This is a genomic window from Winogradskyella alexanderae, assembly GCF_020166335.1.
GTDB classification, from domain to species: domain Bacteria; phylum Bacteroidota; class Bacteroidia; order Flavobacteriales; family Flavobacteriaceae; genus Winogradskyella; species Winogradskyella alexanderae.
In genome coordinates, this window is the sequence record NZ_JAIUJR010000007.1 from 20,591 (window position 1) to 36,119 (window position 15,529).

Here is a 15,529-nt window from a genome sequence, read left to right on the forward strand (position 1 = left end):
AATTTTAAGATTTTTTTTCCCATGTTTAAATTCGTCTGAAAGTACAAATTTTTTATCAGAAAAACGCACTTAAATGAAATTAAATGAAACGCAAATTAGGGTGCGTTATGGCGAGACAGACCAAATGGGCGTTGTGTATCACGCCAATTACGCAGTATATTTTGAAGTTGGCCGAACGGAATGGCTAAGGGAGTTTGGACTGAGCTATAGTGGGATGGAAGCAGAGGGTATAATGTTACCAGTTATATCACTTAGCATAAACTACAAAAATTCAGCACGTTATGACGATGTGCTTAAAGTAATAACTCGACTAAAAAAAATGCCTACCGCAACTATAGACTTTGAATATGAGCTAGTTAAGAAATCAGGAGAACTCCTAGCAACGGGAAGCACAACATTGGCATTTATTGACATGAAACGAAATCGACCTACGCGATGTCCAAAATATCTTTTAGATAAACTGCAAAATTATTCGTTATAATTCAAGTGTTTCGACGCCATAAAAATTCTCAAACAAGGTAACTAATTGTTGGTAGTTACTTTTTCTGACAGATATTTCCAACAGGCAGTCCATTTCCAAGACTTGTTTGGATATTTCAACGTTATTTTCTTTAAGTAATCTTAGTACTTTACTCAAGTTTTTATATTCAAATTTAAGCTGAAGCGATTTATTTATTGTCTTTTCAATAATAGTTGCGGATGTTAAAGCCAATTGCGCACTTGTTTTATAGGCATTTATTAAGCCGCTTACTCCAAGCTTAACACCACCAAAGTAGCGTACAACAACAACTAAAATATTTGTTAGGCTAAACGATTGGATCTGACCAAAAATTGGCATACCTGCAGAATTGTTTGGTTCGCCGTCATCATTAGCCCTAAAGATGATCTGCTCTGTTCCAATTTGGTATGCATAGCACCAATGTTTAGCTGTATGATGTTTTTTCTTTAGTTCTTCCAGATATCGTTTAACCGTATTTTCATTATCAACAGGATAGGCATAGCCGTAAAATTTACTGTTTTTATCTTTAAAGAGTTCCCCCTCGTTTTGTTTTAAAATGGTCTTGTATTTGTCAATGTTATCTTTCAAGCCAATGTCACTATAATTATTGAAATCATTGCTATAAAAATCCCAGCCCAATTCTTTTTGGAAATTTTTTCTTTAAAAAGAAATAGTCCAACCAGGGTTGAAAATGCCACAATACCAACATTAATAATGGTAAATACTGTTGAGGTTTCATAGCCATCAACTCTCAGGGCCTTTAATAAATAGTATATGGAAGCATAATTTAAAATGCCTAATGCCATTCCAAAGGGAATACTTTTAAATTTTGGTTTGCTTTTCTGCTTAATAGAATTAAAAATCAAAACACCCATACCTATAAAGAATGCCATGGCGAATATGGTAGCAGAAAACAATGGAATTTTATCATCTGGAGCAAAGTAATTCACCAAAGTGTCAATAGTACCTGATCCAAAAAACAATAGAATTGGCAGGTAAATTGATTGTGTTAAGATCACATTGTCTTTATCCCTAACTGAGGTTAAATATACCGCAACAAGTGCCATAAATATTCCAGTTAATTTTATGAACCCAGCACTTTCCTTAAATACAATAATACCAAACACTATTGGTATTATAACACTCATCTTACTGGCAACAGAAGCAACAGATAAGCCGTTAGTCTGTGCTGTGAGCGCCATTACATTAAAAATTAGTATAAACAAGAAACCTAATCCTACTGCCCCATAAAACCATGAAGAATTTATAATTTCACCTAAATTAATTAGGCCATCGTATAGGGTAATACCACAAATAAATGCTGTAATGTAATTTACCACAATAGCTTGGAGTGTATTAACATCGTATTTTTTAAACAGTTTGAAAAAAACAAAAATGCCTGTAGAAGAGAGTATGCAGAAGACCAAATAAATCAAAACAGATGCTTTTTAATTTTGAACAGGTCAACAATGTCTTCTCTTGTTTCATCTATATTCCAAGTATGAATACCTAATTTTGAAGCAGTCTTTGTGTTTTCGGCAGTATCGTCAATAAAAAGACAGTTATTTGGGGTTAACTGATTATCTCTCAAAACAAAATCAAAAATTTCAGTGTCAGGTTTTCTCATTCTTATTTCGTGAGACAAGTAAAACTGATCAAAGCATGTTTTGAATTCTTCGAAAAAATCAACCTTATTTTTAATCCAGTCGATGTGCAATTCATTAGTGTTACTAAGTAAAATAAGCTTGAATCGTTTTGTTCTTGAAAGAGATTGAATGAATTCAAATCGGTAAAATGGAAAGTCCTTTAAAATATAATTCCATGCGTTTACAATGTCCGTTGTCTCTAGATATGGAAATTTAGAAATGTAGAACCCAATAAAATCGTTTGTTGCTATTTTACCCAATTCAAAATTCTTGTTAGCTAAGAGCATGTCCTCTTCAAACGCATTTAATTTGAATAGATCAAGAGCATTTTGCATTGCACCTTGTTTATCCAAATTGATGAAAACATCCCCAAAATCAAAAATTAGAGTATCAATCATTGATGTAGATTTTTAAGGAGTCATCCAAGATCTTAGTTTCGGAAGTTTTGAAGCCATTAAATTTCGGAGCTTTTATGCCTTCTCCAAATAGTTGTCTACCTGAAAAAATACGTGCTTCATCCCAGAGATTTTCATCAATAAATGCTTGAAGCGTTTTTGCACCACCCTCAATTATTACTGAGTTTATCTGAGATCTATAAAGAACATCGCAAACTTGCAATGCAACTTGATGTTTTTTATTCCAATCAATATTTATAAAGGTGGCATTAAGACCATTGTCTTTTGGTGGATAAATGGTCCAACCATTTTGGTTTTCATCTGTTTTGTTAGAGGTAGTCTCATTTCCACTTATTACTAGAGTGTCTGCCTCCTTATTTAGGCATTTATATTCTAATCCAATACTTGATTTTTGGTCCAATATTATTCTCACAGGATTTTTGCCGAACCAGTCCCTTACCGTTAAGGTTGGATTATCTTCGACAACTGTGTTGGTTCCAACTAAAATAGCTTGTTCTTGTGCGCGCCATTTATGTACAAGTTGTCTGGAGTACTGATTTGTAATCCAAACAGGTTCTTTAGTGTCTTTGATTAATGGAGCAATATATCCGTCAGTAGTTTGTGCCCATTTTAAAATAATATATGGACGCTTGTTGTTATGATAGGTAAAGAACCGTTTGTGGTGTTTCTTACACTCGTTTTCTAAAACTCCCAACAAAACTTCACAGCCAGAGGCTCTAAGTTTTACGATTCCCTTTCCGGCTACTTCTGGATTATCATCTACGCAACCAATGACAACTTTTGGAATTTTATGTCTTATTATTAAATCACTACATGGCGGTGTTTTTCCATAATGGCTACACGGTTCTAATGTCACATAGAGTGTGCTTTTGCTAAGTAATGCTTGGTCAGTAACGGAGTCTATGGCATTAACCTCTGCATGGGGACCACCATAGGCACTGGTATATCCTTCTCCAATTATTTGGTCATTAAAAACAATAACTGCACCTACCATTGGATTTGGTTGTGTTGTGCCCAATCCGTTTTTGGCAATTTGCAAACATCGTTTTATGTAGATCTCGTGTACTTTCAATTACAACTTTACTTTAATAATTCGTTCTTCGTCAATATTATAAGCTGAAGAAAAACCAAGCACTTTATAATTTATCTCACCCTGATATCTTACTTTGAGGCGCTGTGAGATTAAACTGCCCAACAAGCTGCCTAAATTATTTTTATCTACTAAACTATCTGTTGCAATTGAAACCACCAATGGGATTGTGAATTCGTTTTTTGAGGGCACATCAAATTCTTCAGAAACGATATTTGCTACCTTTTTTTCATTTACAAATACCTTTAATCCTTTGGTTTTTAAAATGCCACCTACATCATTTGGGTTTTTAAACAGAGCGTCTGCACTTAAAGTTATGTTTTGTGAATCAACATTAACGACTTTTATTTTATTGAGTCCCAGGAACTCAGGTTTTTCCTTGATTTTGCAACCAAAAAATAGTATACAGCTTATTACGATGAGTCCAAATCTTTTCATGTAAAAAAACAGAATTATGGCTATCTTCATACCCAATTTTAATTCAAATAATTAAGTGCGTAAAGATACTATTGTTATCCGAGAAATTGAGCAAAAGGATAATCCAAAGATTGCTGAAGCAATACGTACAGTACTCATTGAAATGGGAGTTCCTAAAGTAGGTACAGCTTACGAAGATAAATCTCTTGACTGCATGGCAGAAAGCTATGATGCGCCTAGGAAAAAATATTTTGTAGTTGCTAAAGGCGACGTCATCATCGGTGGGGCAGGAATTTCGCCCTTAGAAAATTACGATGGTAATGTGTGTGAATTGCAGAAAATGTATTTTATGCCCGAGGCACGAGGTAAAGGATTGGGAAGCCTGATGATGAAAAAGTGTTTAACCTTTGCAAAAGAATCTGGCTTTGCCCAATGCTACTTAGAAACAATGCCTTATATGGATGATGCTCGTAAACTATACAAAAAGGTAGGTTTCAATTACATTGATCACCCCATGGGAGACACAGGTCATTATTCTTGCTCGGTTTGGATGTTAAAAGACTTATAAATTGAAGGCAGTAGATATAAAAGCCATTTTTCATAAAGAACTTGATGCTATTTATGGTGCCAATGAGGTGACAAGTTTCTTTTACCTATGTTTAACACATTACTTAAATATCCAGCGATTTCAATTAGCAATACAACCTGAATTAACATTATCAAAGCAAGAAACTGATTTTTTCTTAAAAGCTTTAGAAGCTTTAAAACTTCAAGAACCAATACAATACATCTTGGGTGAAACAGAATTTTATGGACTTACTTTTAAGGTAAATAAAAATGTACTTATTCCAAGACAAGAAACAGAGGAGTTGGTTGATTTAATTATTAAAAGTAGTGAAATTAAAAGAAAGCAAGCGCTGAGAGTTTTGGATATAGGCACAGGTAGTGGATGCATAGCAATAAGCCTTGCAAAACACATACCGTCTGCAACCGTTTTTGCTCTTGATATATCCAAACAAGCTTTAGACGTGGCCAAAGAAAACGCTAAAATAAATGAAGTAGAAATACAATTTGTCTGTGCCGATATTTTGGATGAAAACAACCGTTATTCACGTTTTGAAGGATTGGAATTTGACATTATTGTGTCTAATCCACCGTATGTAAGACTGTCAGAGAAAAGTGAAATAATGCCAAATGTTCTTGAGCACGAACCTCATTTAGCACTGTTTGTTAGAGACAAAGATCCATTAATCTTTTATAGAGCAATTACTGATTTTGCTAAAAAGAAATTAAAGCCAAAGGGACAATTATATTTTGAAATTAACCAGTATCTTGGTAAGGAAACCAAGCAACTTCTTATTGATGCAGATTTTACTGCTATTGAATTATTTGAAGATCTGAATTCAAACCAGCGCATGTTAAAAGGAACAAAAAAATAAGATGAATAGTATTTCTGTGTTTTGTGGAAGCAGTGAAGGCAATGATCAATTTATTATTGATACCGCGTACAAATTAGGAGCCATTTTAGCAAAGAGCAATATTACTTTGGTTTATGGCGCTGCAAAGATTGGCATAATGGGTAGGGTTGCACAAGGCACTATTGATAATAATGGTAAAACTATTGGTGTTATACCAAATTTTTTAAGAACAAAGGAAATTGTAAACAATCAACTAACCGAGTTAATTGTAACTCAGAACATGCATGATCGTAAGGTGAAAATGTATGAAAAAAGTGAAGGTTTTATGATTATTCCTGGAGGATTTGGTACAATGGATGAATTCTTTGAAATCACCACATGGGGTCAATTGGGTTTACATACCAAACCAATAGGTATTTTAAACATCAGTGGATATTATGATGCTCTAATAGCACAATGCAAGGTCATGGTAAACAAGGGCTTTTTAAAAGAAGAAAATTATAACGCTGTTGTAATTGACCATACAATTGATGGGCTACTCTCCAAAATGAAAAATTACCAACCACTACCAACACCGAAATGGTTGAAAAAAGAAGGATTATAGAATGGATATAAAGTCAAAAATAGTTAAGCTTAGAGAAGAACTGCGTCTGCATAATTATAATTATTACATATTGGATAACCCAACAATAAGTGATTATGAGTTTGATATGAAGTTGGAGGAACTTCAGGCTTTGGAAAAGGCAAATCCTGAGTTTTTTGATCCTAACTCACCTTCACAACGTGTGGGTGGGGCAATAACTAAAAACTTTGAAACTGTAGTTCATGATTTTAGGATGTATTCCCTTGATAATTCATATTCCAAAGAAGACTTATTAGACTGGGAAAAACGAATTAAAAAACTTGTTGATGGTAGTATTCGGTATACATGCGAGCTCAAATACGATGGTGCTTCCATGAGTTTGACTTATGAAAAAGGCAAACTTTTACGAGCAGTAACCAGAGGTGATGGCGTACAAGGTGATGAGGTTACTACAAATGTTAAAACAATAAACACTGTACCACTTCAACTTAAAGGCGATTTCCCTGAACGATTTGACATTAGAGGGGAAATTGTTTTGCCAATAGCGGGTTTTCTCAAAATGAATGAGGAACGAATCGCAAACGAAGAAGAACCCTACAGAAATCCACGAAATACCGCATCTGGAAGTTTAAAACTACAAGATAGTTCAGAGGTAGCAAAAAGACCTTTAGAGTGTTTGTTGTATAGTATTAAGGGAAATGATCTTAGTATTTCTACTCAATTTGAGGGCCTGAAAAAAGCCCGTGAATGGGGATTTAAAGTTCCAGAAGAAGCAAAGCTTGTGAATTCTATCGATGAAATTCTAGATTACGTTTCATATTGGGAGGAACACAGGCATAATTTACCTTATGAGATTGATGGTGTAGTTATAAAGGTTAACAGTCTTTTTCAACAAGAGGAGTTGGGTTATACATCCAAAGCACCGCGTTGGGCCATGGCCTATAAGTTTAAAGCAGAACAAGTCTCTACACGCTTAAATGAAATTACATACCAGGTAGGCCGAACAGGGGCTATAACACCCGTAGCAAATTTGGAACCGGTACATCTAGCCGGTACAATTGTTAAGCGTGCCTCCTTACATAATGCGGATCAAATTGAAAAATTGGACATTAGAGAAGGCGATACGGTCTTTGTGGAAAAAGGTGGTGAAATTATACCTAAGATAATTGCCGTAGATTTCTCGAAACGACCAGAACATACTAAGCCAACAAAATATATCGAACAATGTCCAGAGTGCAAAACCCAACTTATAAGGTTAGAAGGTGAGGCAAAGCACTACTGTCCAAATTATAACGGATGTCCACCACAAATAGTTGGGCGCATACAGCATTATATTTCTAGAAAGGCTATGGATATTGAAGGTTTAGGGGGAGAAACTGTTGCTTTGTTAGTAAATGAAGGATTGATAAATAATTATTCAGATTTATATGAACTTACTGAGGAGCAGGTGATACCATTAGAGCGAATGGCTGAGAAAAGTGCAGAAAATTTAATAAATGGAATTGCCGCCTCAAAGAAAATTCCTTTTGAGCGGGTATTATTTGCGCTAGGTATAAGATATGTTGGAGAAACTGTAGCTAAAAAATTGGCTAAACATTTTAAATCTATAGATGCTCTAAGTCGAGCAACAATGATAGAATTAGTCAGTGTTGATGAAATTGGCAATCGAATAGCCGAAAGCGTGATCGAATTTTTTAATAACACACAAAATAACCACACTGTTGAGCGCTTAAGGAGTTTTGGTGTAAAATTGGAGATAGACGCTGATCAATTGGCTAACCAGACTAATAAGTTAAAAGGGGAGACGTTTGTTGTTTCTGGTGTTTTTGAATCAGTGTCCAGAACAGAGCTTAAAAAATTAATTGAAGATAATGGTGGTAAGGTGTCTTCATCTATATCTTCCAAAACAAATTATTTGGTAGCAGGTGATAAAATGGGGCCAAGTAAACGAACAAAAGCAGAAAATCTCAATATCCCTATACTAACAGAACAAGCGTTTTTAAACCTCTTGAAATAAATTCTTACAAAAAAATAGGTATTTTATCGATAAAATGTATTTTTTTACCGTTTAATTGTAAAATAATTTTATATTTAGCCCATTAATAAGGGATTAATTAATGATTATTGGTAAAATACTTAAGGTGCTTTTGCTTTTATTAGCCGGTGTTTACATTGTGTTTAAAGGTATAGCTTTTGAAATAGAAGGCGATGCCACAAGTGCTTTAGCAATGTTGCTTTTAACCCTACTTTACGGTATTTGGACACCAAGAAAGAATATTTATTTCTTATGGTTCTTAATATTACATACTGCTGGCCTTATCGTTGGCTATTTTTCGTGGTATGGACCAGATTTGTATGTAGGAGATACAGATTATTTTTATTATACCAGTAATAGCCTATTTATATTGTCGTATTTCGTAATTACACTGAAGTTTTTAAGGCAACTAGATTTTAAATCCGTCTTCTCTCAATTGTCCGGACCAATATTTATTTTAATTGTTCTAGATATTTTCTGTGTTTCCTTAGTGACTGCCACGGCTGTAAGTACTTTAAACATCTATGAGTATACTTTAGAATATGTCTATAATGGTATTATAATGGTGTTTTTATCCGTGACATTGATTAACTACATGTACAGGAACGACACTAAGTCTATGATGTTATTAATTGGATCCATTTCTGTAGTATTTTCGGAGATTATTCAATTGACTTACTACTATGTACTACAGAATAATATACTGGTTTTTGTATATTCCTTTTTATTGGTTATTGCATTTATTTTCTTGTACAAACAATCTCAAATTCAGTTTACGGGGCCTGAGCCTGAATATACTGAAGAACAGCTTGGAGCCTAAAACTTTATAACCGAAAGAAGGGCTACACTATTATTGAGGTGCCTTTGGCTTCCACGTTTTTACCAGGTTCAAAATAGAAGTCAATCTGTCCAAGGTAAAGGCCATAAGCACCCACTTGATTTACCAAAACATTTTTCCCAATACTATTTTTTTCAATTGTTGGTTTGGGTAAAAATGTATGAGTATGTCCTCCAATAATAAGGTCAATATCTTTGGTTGCTCTTGCTAAGTTTATGTCGGATACTCTTTCAGGGAATTTTTTGTAAAAATAACCAATGTGCGAGAGGCAGATTACCAAATCACATTTTTCATCCGTTTTTAAAATACGAGACATATCTTGGGCAATTTCTACAGGATCATTATAAACAGTTTCTTTGTACATGCGTTTGTCAACTAATCCCTCTAATTGAATACCAAGACCGAAAACACCGATCTTTATTCCATCTTTTAAAAATATTTTATAGGGCTTTACATGTGTATCCATTATCGTATTGGAAAAGTCATAATTGGCAGATACAAACTCAAAATCAGCATTCGGTAATTGCGCATAAAGCCCTTCTATGCCGTTGTCAAAATCATGATTACCAATGGTTGCCAAATCATATTTAAGCATACTCATAAGCTTAAACTCCAATTCTCCGCCATAATAATTAAAATAGGGTGTGCCTTGAAATATATCGCCCGCGTCTAGAAGTAGGGTGTTTGGATTCTCGTTTCTTATTGCCTCTACCAGAGAAGCTCTTCTTGCTACACCACCTTTATTGGCATTTCTACCGTCATTTGGACCAAAAGGGTCAATGTGACTATGTACATCATTAGTGTGAAGTATAGTAATACGCTTGCGTGAACTACTTTGAAAAGATTGCAAACCTAATCCGCCTATGCCAGCTAATGCTACTGTTGCAGAGGCTTGCTTTATGAATTTCCTTCGTTTCATGTTATTTTATTTGAATAAAACGCTCATCAATAACCGGGTTTATAGTATCCCTCTTTTTAAAATAATCTATCAATACATTTCTAATTTTATAGTCTAAAACAAAAAGACTATCGTTAGGTTTAAAGAAGGTCATTCTATCACCACCGTTATATAAATAATCGTTTGTTGCTACATAATAGGTCTTGTCGCTCTCTATTTCGGCATTATTTATTGTTGCCGTTTTTAACTGAAAATCTGAGTCCAAACTAATTTGTATATGCTTTGACAAAGGGTGGGCTCGTTTTGCCAATGCTAAATAGATTAGCATTTCTTTTATTTGGGTTCCCTTTAGTTGCACAACAACGACTGAATTCTCGAAAGGCATTACTGAGTACGCCGTTCTGGTGGTAATATCTCCTTTAGGTATAATAGACCTTATTCCACCATGATTTAAAATCACAAAATCAATATTCTTTCCGGTTCTACTGTTAAATACAGGATTAGATTCTTCATATACAGCGTCAGCCATTAAATTTCCTATAGCTGTATTAAGTTCACCATCTGTTTTAGAGTATGTTTTAGGTGCGTATGATATGACACTATCTAAATTCTTATTTACGTTTTGTCTGAAAGGTTTTATGTATGCTTCAATTTTCTGATCCTCGTTTAAGCTGTCATTTATTTCAATTCTTTTACCCTCTATTTTACTTAAGTGGTATTCCTTATTGCAAGCTAGTACCGCAAATGCGAGAAAGATGGTCGTTATCCGTTTTAGAAACATTTATTTCTTATAAATTGTTTATGAATTTTTGTGAGTGCTTTTGCTAAATTTGCACAAAGTCAAAAATAAATGATTTTAAAGGCATTCAAGACAAAATCAAACCAAAAATATGTTAATTCATTATTGCAAAATCGTAAGGCGATGGTGAACGGCAATAAAGTAAGAACCATTGGAGTTTTGTTGCATGATAATGAATTTTCAGAATTTGAAGTCTTCAGAGCCTATTTTGAAGAATTAAATCTTACGTCTCCAAAACATAAAATAATTGCCTTTACATTAGATGATAAATTTGAGTCTAGCCAATGGGAAAGCTATTTTAGCCCAAAGGATTTTGGTTGGAAAGGAAAGATTAACAATATTGACTTACAATCTTTTATTAACGAAAATTATGACGTTCTAATTAGTTATTACAAAACGAATAATGTCTTTCTAAACTTAATTACGGCTGCCTCAAAAGCTAATCTTAAGGTTGGGCTTAATAGACTTGACGAACGATTATTCGACTTAATAATCGATATTGAACCCAAAGACTTTAAGACTTTTAAAGTTGAATTCAGAAAGTATTTAAAAATTCTAAAAAAAATATAATGACCCAATTTATAGGAACAGGTGTTGCTTTAATTACACCATTTAAAAATGATCTAAGCATTGATTACGATGCACTTGAGCGCTTAATTGAATACAACATTGAAAATGGAGTTGAATATCTCGTAATAAGCGGTACTACTGGTGAAAGTGTAACCATTACTGTTGAAGAAAAAAAAGCGCTTGTAAGTTTTATTTCAAAAGTAAATAATGGCAGATTACCATTAGTATTGGGTATAGGAGGGAATAACACCTCTTCCGTTATTGACGAAATAAACACAACCGATTTGTCTGGTATTGATGCTTTGTTATCGGTCTCTCCATATTACAGTAAGCCCACTCAAGAAGGATTATATCAGCATTTTAAAGCTATTGCAGAAGCCTCTCCAATTCCAGTGATTTTATATAATGTCCCAGGAAGAACTTCAAAAAACATGGAGCCAGAAACAACTATAAGACTTGCTAATGATTTTGACAATATTATTGGTGTTAAGGAAGCAGGAAACAATGTGCATCAGTATCTAGAACTATTAAGAACCAAGCCTGAGGATTTTATGGTAATTTCAGGAGATGACGATTTAGCGCTTGGTGTAGCCTTAGCAGGTGGATCAGGTGTTATATCAGTTATTGGACAAGGCCTACCTAAAGAATTTTCAGAAATGATTCGTCTCGGAATTGCGGGTAAGGCAAAGGAAGCTTATGCTATTCATTTTAGGCTCATGCCTATTACTTCCTTGATTTTTGCAGAGAACAATCCAGCAGGAATCAAAGCGGTATTAAATGAATTGGGTATATCCTCAACTTATGTCAGATTACCTTTAGTAGAGGCAACAATTTCCCTGAAAAACAAGATCAAACAAGAACTGATGGTTTTAGGTAAAAGTTAAACTTAGATTAAATACAAGCCATTGATTGTAGTAAGGCCTATTTTAGTCTATAATTTTTGTTTTCAAAATCCATTAATTATATGTACTTTTGCCAACTGTTTTGCTTATATGAGAAACCTATTTTATTTATTAATCTTAACCATTTTTCTGTCTAGTTGCAGTGATTTTCAGAAAGCATTGAAATCTGAGGATACAGCGGCAAAGTTTAAAATGGGAACTGAATTATACGAACAGGGTAAGTTTACCAAGGCCCATCGTTTATTTGAGCAAATACTCCCAAACTATAGAGGTAAGCCACAAGCTGAGAAACTGACCTTTATGCATGCGATGTGCTCATACGAAATAGGTGATTATTATATAGCAAGTTATCATTTTGATAAGTTTGTAGACATCTACCCAAGTAGTGAGAAGACTGAGCAAGCGGCGTTTTTAGCATCCAAAGGGTATTATTATAATTCCCCTGTACATACCAAGGAGCAAAAGGATACGGTAGAAGCTATTGAAAAACTGCAAATATTCATAAACACATATCCAAATTCTAGTTATGTTGCTGAAGCTAACAAATTGGTTAATGAATTGGATTACAAACTGGAAAAAAAGGCGTTTGAAATTGCAAAGCAATATAATTTAATAACAGATTATAAGGCTTCAATTAAGTCGTTCAATAATTTTTTGTTGGAATTCCCGGGCACAGCTTTGCGAGAGGATGCTATGTTTTACAGGTTTGATTCAGCATATAGACTTGCTGTACTTAGTATAGATCAATTAAAAGAAGAGCGTATAGCTGATGCGCTATCATATTATAATAGTTTTAAAAAGGCCTTTCCAACTTCCAAGTACATTGAAGAAGCGGATAGTATGAAAGAGATATTGGAGAATGGAGGCGATACCACAATAGCAAAAAGTTAATCTTTATAACAATGGATTTAAAAAAAACCGACGCACCAGTAACTACAGTTACTTACGACAGAAACATAGTAGATGCACCTACTGACAATATCTATGAGGCAATTTCTGTAATTGCCAAGCGCGCAGAACAAATAAATACGGATATAAGACGTGAGTTAATTGATAAACTCGAAGAGTTTGCCACGTATAATGACAGCCTTGAAGAAATCTTTGAGAACAAAGAGCAAATAGAAGTGTCCAAATTTTATGAAAAACTACCAAAACCACACACATTGGCAATAAAGGAGTGGTTAGACGACAAGATTTATCATAGAAATACTGAAGATACTCAAGAATAAGTACTATTTTACAAACTTGTAATAGATTGAATAGTATTTTTATTTATTGAGATAAACTCTTAAGCATTTTAAATCTCGGTTTCCGAGGATCATCCCATGTCTGTTCTAAAAGACAAAAATATTTTATTAGGCATTACCGCTGGTATCGCTGCGTACAAATCGGCTAACTTAGTCAGACTATTTATTAAAGCAGGTGCTAACGTAAAAGTTGTTATGACACCTGCTTCTAAAGATTTTATAACACCACTTACATTATCTACTTTATCTAAAAACCCCGTTTATTCCTCTTTTGTGGATGAGGAAGACGACAATCAAGTCTGGAACAATCATGTAGAACTCGGTCTCTGGGGAGATTTATTTGTCATTGCTCCAGCCACGGCCAATACCTTGGCCAAAATGTGCAATGGTGTTTGCGACAATATCCTTTTGGCAACATATCTCTCGGCAAAATGTCCCGTTTATTTTGCGCCAGCTATGGACTTAGATATGTATAAACATGCTTCTTCAAAAACATCCTTCAGGACATTACAGTCTTACGGAAATAAGATGATACCTGCTGGTACAGGAGAATTAGCTAGTGGGCTAATAGGCGAAGGAAGAATGGCTGAGCCAGAGGAAATTGTTGAATTCATTTCCAATGATATTCTTAGCCAATTACCACTAAATGGAAAACATATATTAATTACTGCAGGACCAACTTATGAAGCCATAGATCCAGTGCGTTTTATTGGAAATCATTCAAGTGGTAAAATGGGATTTGAGATAGCAAATGCAGCCGCCAATTTAGGTGCCAATGTAACTTTAATTAGTGGTCCTACACATCAAAAAACAGATCATAGCCTAGTTACCCTTATCCCTGTAGTAAGTGCAGAAGAAATGTACAACGAAGTACACAATGTTTTTTATGATGTAGATATTGCAATACTTGCGGCTGCGGTGGCGGACTACAAACCTAAAAAAGTCGCAAACCAAAAAATAAAAAAGAAGGATGCAACGTTTACTATAGAGCTGGAGAAGACCAAAGATATATTGAAGTCTATAGGCGATATTAAGGATAACAAGTTTTTGGTTGGCTTTGCACTTGAAACCAATAATGAAATTGAAAATGCTAAGGCAAAACTAAAATCAAAAAATCTTGATCTTATTGTTCTAAATTCATTGCAAGATAAAGGCGCTGGATTTGGCGTATCCACAAATAAGGTTACATTCATTACATCCAAAAATAATGTAATAGAACATGAGCTAAAATCTAAAGCAGAAGTTGCTGAAGATTTAATACAACAAATTTTAAATCAGTTAGATGCGTAAACTATTTGTTTTAATTCTTCTTTTTATCACTTTTGGTGCAGACGCCCAAGAGCTAAATTGCACAGTTACAGTAATTGCCCAACAAACAGGTAATGACAACAATGTTGTGTTTAGAACGCTTGAGCAACAACTAAATGAATTTATTAGTAATACTAAATGGACAGATAAAAATTACGATCAGCAAGAACGAATTGATTGTAATATGGTAATCAATGTGCAGCAGTACGACAATGACCTTTTTTCTGCCACATTACAAGTAACCTCATCACGCCCTGTTTATAATTCAACCTATAATACACCTGTATATAATTACAATGATAGAAATTTTAATTTTCAATATTTAGAGTTTCAAAACCTGGTATACAATCCTATTCAGTTTGAATCTAATCTAATTTCGGTGCTTTCATTCCATGTGTATATGATCCTTGGTATGGATGCAGACACCTTTGCATTAAACGGCGGTGATGCGTATTTTAAGCAAGCACAAACAATTGCTAACTATTCACAGCAATTAAACGGTCAAGGTTGGAAGTTAGAAGATGGCCTCCAGTCTAGATTTGCATTAATAGACAATTTACTGTCTCCAACGTTTAAGGAATTTAGAACTACACTTTACGAATACCATATAAATGGTTTAGACGTGATGCATCAAGACGCCAAAAAAGGAAAGGCTCAAGTTATTTCTGTACTAGACGAACTTCAAAAAATACATCGTAGACGCCCAAATTCATTTTTGATGCGTGTATTTTTTGACGCTAAATCAGATGAAATAATGGATATTTTCTCAGGTGGGCCGAGCCTGAATATTACAGACGCGATGGATATTTTGAATAGAATTGCGCCTACTTATTCCCAGAAATGGCGTAATATAAAGTTCTAGA

At 34.3% G+C, this 15,529-nt stretch carries 19 protein-coding genes; 12 read left to right on the top strand and 7 right to left on the bottom strand.

The genetic code is table 11. The annotated features are described in order from the left end of the window. Nucleotides 1-73 precede the first annotated feature (73 nt). The gene (locus tag LBU54_RS10730; RefSeq protein ID WP_224529255.1) at nt 74-481 is read left to right on the top strand and encodes an acyl-CoA thioesterase; all 408 of its coding nucleotides are present in this window, start codon (nt 74-76) and stop codon (nt 479-481) included. Here LBU54_RS10730 and LBU54_RS10735 read toward each other — a convergent pair. The 5 genes from LBU54_RS10735 to LBU54_RS10755 are packed head-to-tail and all read right to left on the bottom strand — an operon-like array spanning nt 476 to nt 4,119. Continuing rightward, the gene (locus tag LBU54_RS10735; RefSeq protein WP_224529257.1) at nt 476-1,087 is read right to left on the bottom strand and encodes an IMPACT family protein; all 612 of its coding nucleotides are present in this window, start codon (nt 1,085-1,087) and stop codon (nt 476-478) included. The genes LBU54_RS10730 and LBU54_RS10735 overlap by 6 nt on opposite strands. Beyond that, complete coding sequence (locus tag LBU54_RS10740; protein ID WP_224529260.1) at nt 1,084-1,935, bottom strand: EamA/RhaT family transporter; 852 nt, start codon at nt 1,933-1,935, stop codon at nt 1,084-1,086. Before LBU54_RS10740 ends, LBU54_RS10735 begins: the two co-directional genes overlap by 4 nt. After that, complete coding sequence (locus LBU54_RS10745; RefSeq protein WP_224529263.1) at nt 1,932-2,543, bottom strand: HAD family hydrolase; 612 nt, start codon at nt 2,541-2,543, stop codon at nt 1,932-1,934. Before LBU54_RS10745 ends, LBU54_RS10740 begins: the two co-directional genes overlap by 4 nt. Continuing rightward, the gene (gene ribD / locus LBU54_RS10750; protein WP_224529266.1) at nt 2,536-3,633 is read right to left on the bottom strand and encodes a bifunctional diaminohydroxyphosphoribosylaminopyrimidine deaminase/5-amino-6-(5-phosphoribosylamino)uracil reductase RibD; all 1,098 of its coding nucleotides are present in this window, start codon (nt 3,631-3,633) and stop codon (nt 2,536-2,538) included. Before ribD ends, LBU54_RS10745 begins: the two co-directional genes overlap by 8 nt. Next, on the bottom strand, nt 3,634-4,119 hold the full coding sequence (locus tag LBU54_RS10755) for an LEA type 2 family protein (RefSeq protein WP_224529268.1): 486 nt from the start codon (nt 4,117-4,119) through the stop codon (nt 3,634-3,636). 25 nt (nt 4,120-4,144) lie between these two features. Between LBU54_RS10755 and LBU54_RS10760 the strand changes: the two genes are divergently transcribed. From LBU54_RS10760 to LBU54_RS10780, 5 genes are all read left to right on the top strand, one after another. Then, complete coding sequence (locus LBU54_RS10760) at nt 4,145-4,636, top strand: GNAT family N-acetyltransferase (protein ID WP_224529272.1); 492 nt, start codon at nt 4,145-4,147, stop codon at nt 4,634-4,636. A gap of 1 nt (nt 4,637) precedes the next feature. Further along, complete coding sequence (gene prmC, locus LBU54_RS10765) at nt 4,638-5,507, top strand: peptide chain release factor N(5)-glutamine methyltransferase (protein ID WP_224529275.1); 870 nt, start codon at nt 4,638-4,640, stop codon at nt 5,505-5,507. Between the two features lies 1 nt (nt 5,508). Next, nucleotides 5,509-6,090 (top strand): LOG family protein, encoded by a 582-nt coding sequence (locus LBU54_RS10770; protein ID WP_224529279.1) that lies wholly within the window; start codon nt 5,509-5,511, stop codon nt 6,088-6,090. 1 nt (nt 6,091) lies between these two features. After that, entirely contained in the window at nt 6,092-8,086 is a 1,995-nt protein-coding gene (gene ligA / locus LBU54_RS10775) for an NAD-dependent DNA ligase LigA (protein ID WP_224529282.1), read from the top strand. 100 nt (nt 8,087-8,186) lie between these two features. Next, a complete protein-coding gene (locus LBU54_RS10780) occupies nt 8,187-8,924 on the top strand; it encodes a hypothetical protein (protein ID WP_224529285.1) in 738 nt (245 codons plus the stop codon). Between the two features lie 22 nt (nt 8,925-8,946). On the opposite strand, the gene LBU54_RS10785 is transcribed toward LBU54_RS10780, so the two are convergent. Then, entirely contained in the window at nt 8,947-9,861 is a 915-nt protein-coding gene (locus tag LBU54_RS10785; RefSeq protein ID WP_224529288.1) for a metallophosphatase, read from the bottom strand. A 1-nt stretch (nt 9,862) separates the two neighbouring features. Then, nucleotides 9,863-10,621, bottom strand: coding sequence for a 5'-nucleotidase C-terminal domain-containing protein (locus LBU54_RS10790; protein ID WP_224529291.1), 759 nt, complete (start codon nt 10,619-10,621; stop codon nt 9,863-9,865). A gap of 69 nt (nt 10,622-10,690) precedes the next feature. On the opposite strand from LBU54_RS10790, the gene LBU54_RS10795 reads away from it, so the two are divergent. The 6 genes from LBU54_RS10795 to porD all read left to right on the top strand — a co-directional run bounded on the left by LBU54_RS10795 (nt 10,691) and on the right by porD (nt 15,528). Then, the gene (locus tag LBU54_RS10795; RefSeq protein WP_224529293.1) at nt 10,691-11,209 is read left to right on the top strand and encodes a DUF6913 domain-containing protein; all 519 of its coding nucleotides are present in this window, start codon (nt 10,691-10,693) and stop codon (nt 11,207-11,209) included. Continuing rightward, a complete protein-coding gene (dapA, locus tag LBU54_RS10800; protein WP_224529295.1) occupies nt 11,209-12,093 on the top strand; it encodes a 4-hydroxy-tetrahydrodipicolinate synthase in 885 nt (294 codons plus the stop codon). The genes LBU54_RS10795 and dapA overlap by 1 nt, the downstream gene beginning before the upstream one ends. A 108-nt stretch (nt 12,094-12,201) precedes the next feature. After that, complete coding sequence (locus LBU54_RS10805) at nt 12,202-13,002, top strand: outer membrane protein assembly factor BamD (protein ID WP_224529297.1); 801 nt, start codon at nt 12,202-12,204, stop codon at nt 13,000-13,002. 11 nt (nt 13,003-13,013) lie between these two features. Further along, nucleotides 13,014-13,340, top strand: a complete 327-nt coding sequence (locus tag LBU54_RS10810) for a DNA-directed RNA polymerase subunit omega (protein ID WP_224529299.1) — start codon at nt 13,014-13,016, stop codon at nt 13,338-13,340. A 96-nt stretch (nt 13,341-13,436) separates the two neighbouring features. After that, nucleotides 13,437-14,648: a bifunctional phosphopantothenoylcysteine decarboxylase/phosphopantothenate--cysteine ligase CoaBC gene (gene coaBC, locus LBU54_RS10815; RefSeq protein WP_224529301.1), complete on the top strand. Its 1,212-nt coding sequence runs from the start codon at nt 13,437-13,439 to the stop codon at nt 14,646-14,648. Next, nucleotides 14,641-15,528, top strand: coding sequence for a type IX secretion system protein PorD (gene porD, locus LBU54_RS10820; RefSeq protein ID WP_224529303.1), 888 nt, complete (start codon nt 14,641-14,643; stop codon nt 15,526-15,528). The genes coaBC and porD overlap by 8 nt, the downstream gene beginning before the upstream one ends. The last annotated feature ends 1 nt before the right edge of the window (nt 15,529 follow it).

Coding starts and splice junctions, on each gene's coding strand:
- LBU54_RS10730 (WP_224529255.1), top strand. CDS start 74: ATGAAATTAAATGAAACGCAAATTAGGGTGCGTTATGGCGAGACAGAC.
- LBU54_RS10745 (WP_224529263.1), bottom strand. CDS start 2,543: ATGATTGATACTCTAATTTTTGATTTTGGGGATGTTTTCATCAATTTG.
- LBU54_RS10755 (WP_224529268.1), bottom strand. CDS start 4,119: ATGAAGATAGCCATAATTCTGTTTTTTTACATGAAAAGATTTGGACTC.
- LBU54_RS10770 (WP_224529279.1), top strand. CDS start 5,509: ATGAATAGTATTTCTGTGTTTTGTGGAAGCAGTGAAGGCAATGATCAA.
- ligA (WP_224529282.1), top strand. CDS start 6,092: ATGGATATAAAGTCAAAAATAGTTAAGCTTAGAGAAGAACTGCGTCTG.
- LBU54_RS10780 (WP_224529285.1), top strand. CDS start 8,187: ATGATTATTGGTAAAATACTTAAGGTGCTTTTGCTTTTATTAGCCGGT.
- LBU54_RS10785 (WP_224529288.1), bottom strand. CDS start 9,861: ATGAAACGAAGGAAATTCATAAAGCAAGCCTCTGCAACAGTAGCATTA.
- LBU54_RS10790 (WP_224529291.1), bottom strand. CDS start 10,621: ATGTTTCTAAAACGGATAACGACCATCTTTCTCGCATTTGCGGTACTA.
- LBU54_RS10795 (WP_224529293.1), top strand. CDS start 10,691: ATGATTTTAAAGGCATTCAAGACAAAATCAAACCAAAAATATGTTAAT.
- dapA (WP_224529295.1), top strand. CDS start 11,209: ATGACCCAATTTATAGGAACAGGTGTTGCTTTAATTACACCATTTAAA.
- LBU54_RS10805 (WP_224529297.1), top strand. CDS start 12,202: ATGAGAAACCTATTTTATTTATTAATCTTAACCATTTTTCTGTCTAGT.
- LBU54_RS10810 (WP_224529299.1), top strand. CDS start 13,014: ATGGATTTAAAAAAAACCGACGCACCAGTAACTACAGTTACTTACGAC.
- coaBC (WP_224529301.1), top strand. CDS start 13,437: ATGTCTGTTCTAAAAGACAAAAATATTTTATTAGGCATTACCGCTGGT.
- porD (WP_224529303.1), top strand. CDS start 14,641: ATGCGTAAACTATTTGTTTTAATTCTTCTTTTTATCACTTTTGGTGCA.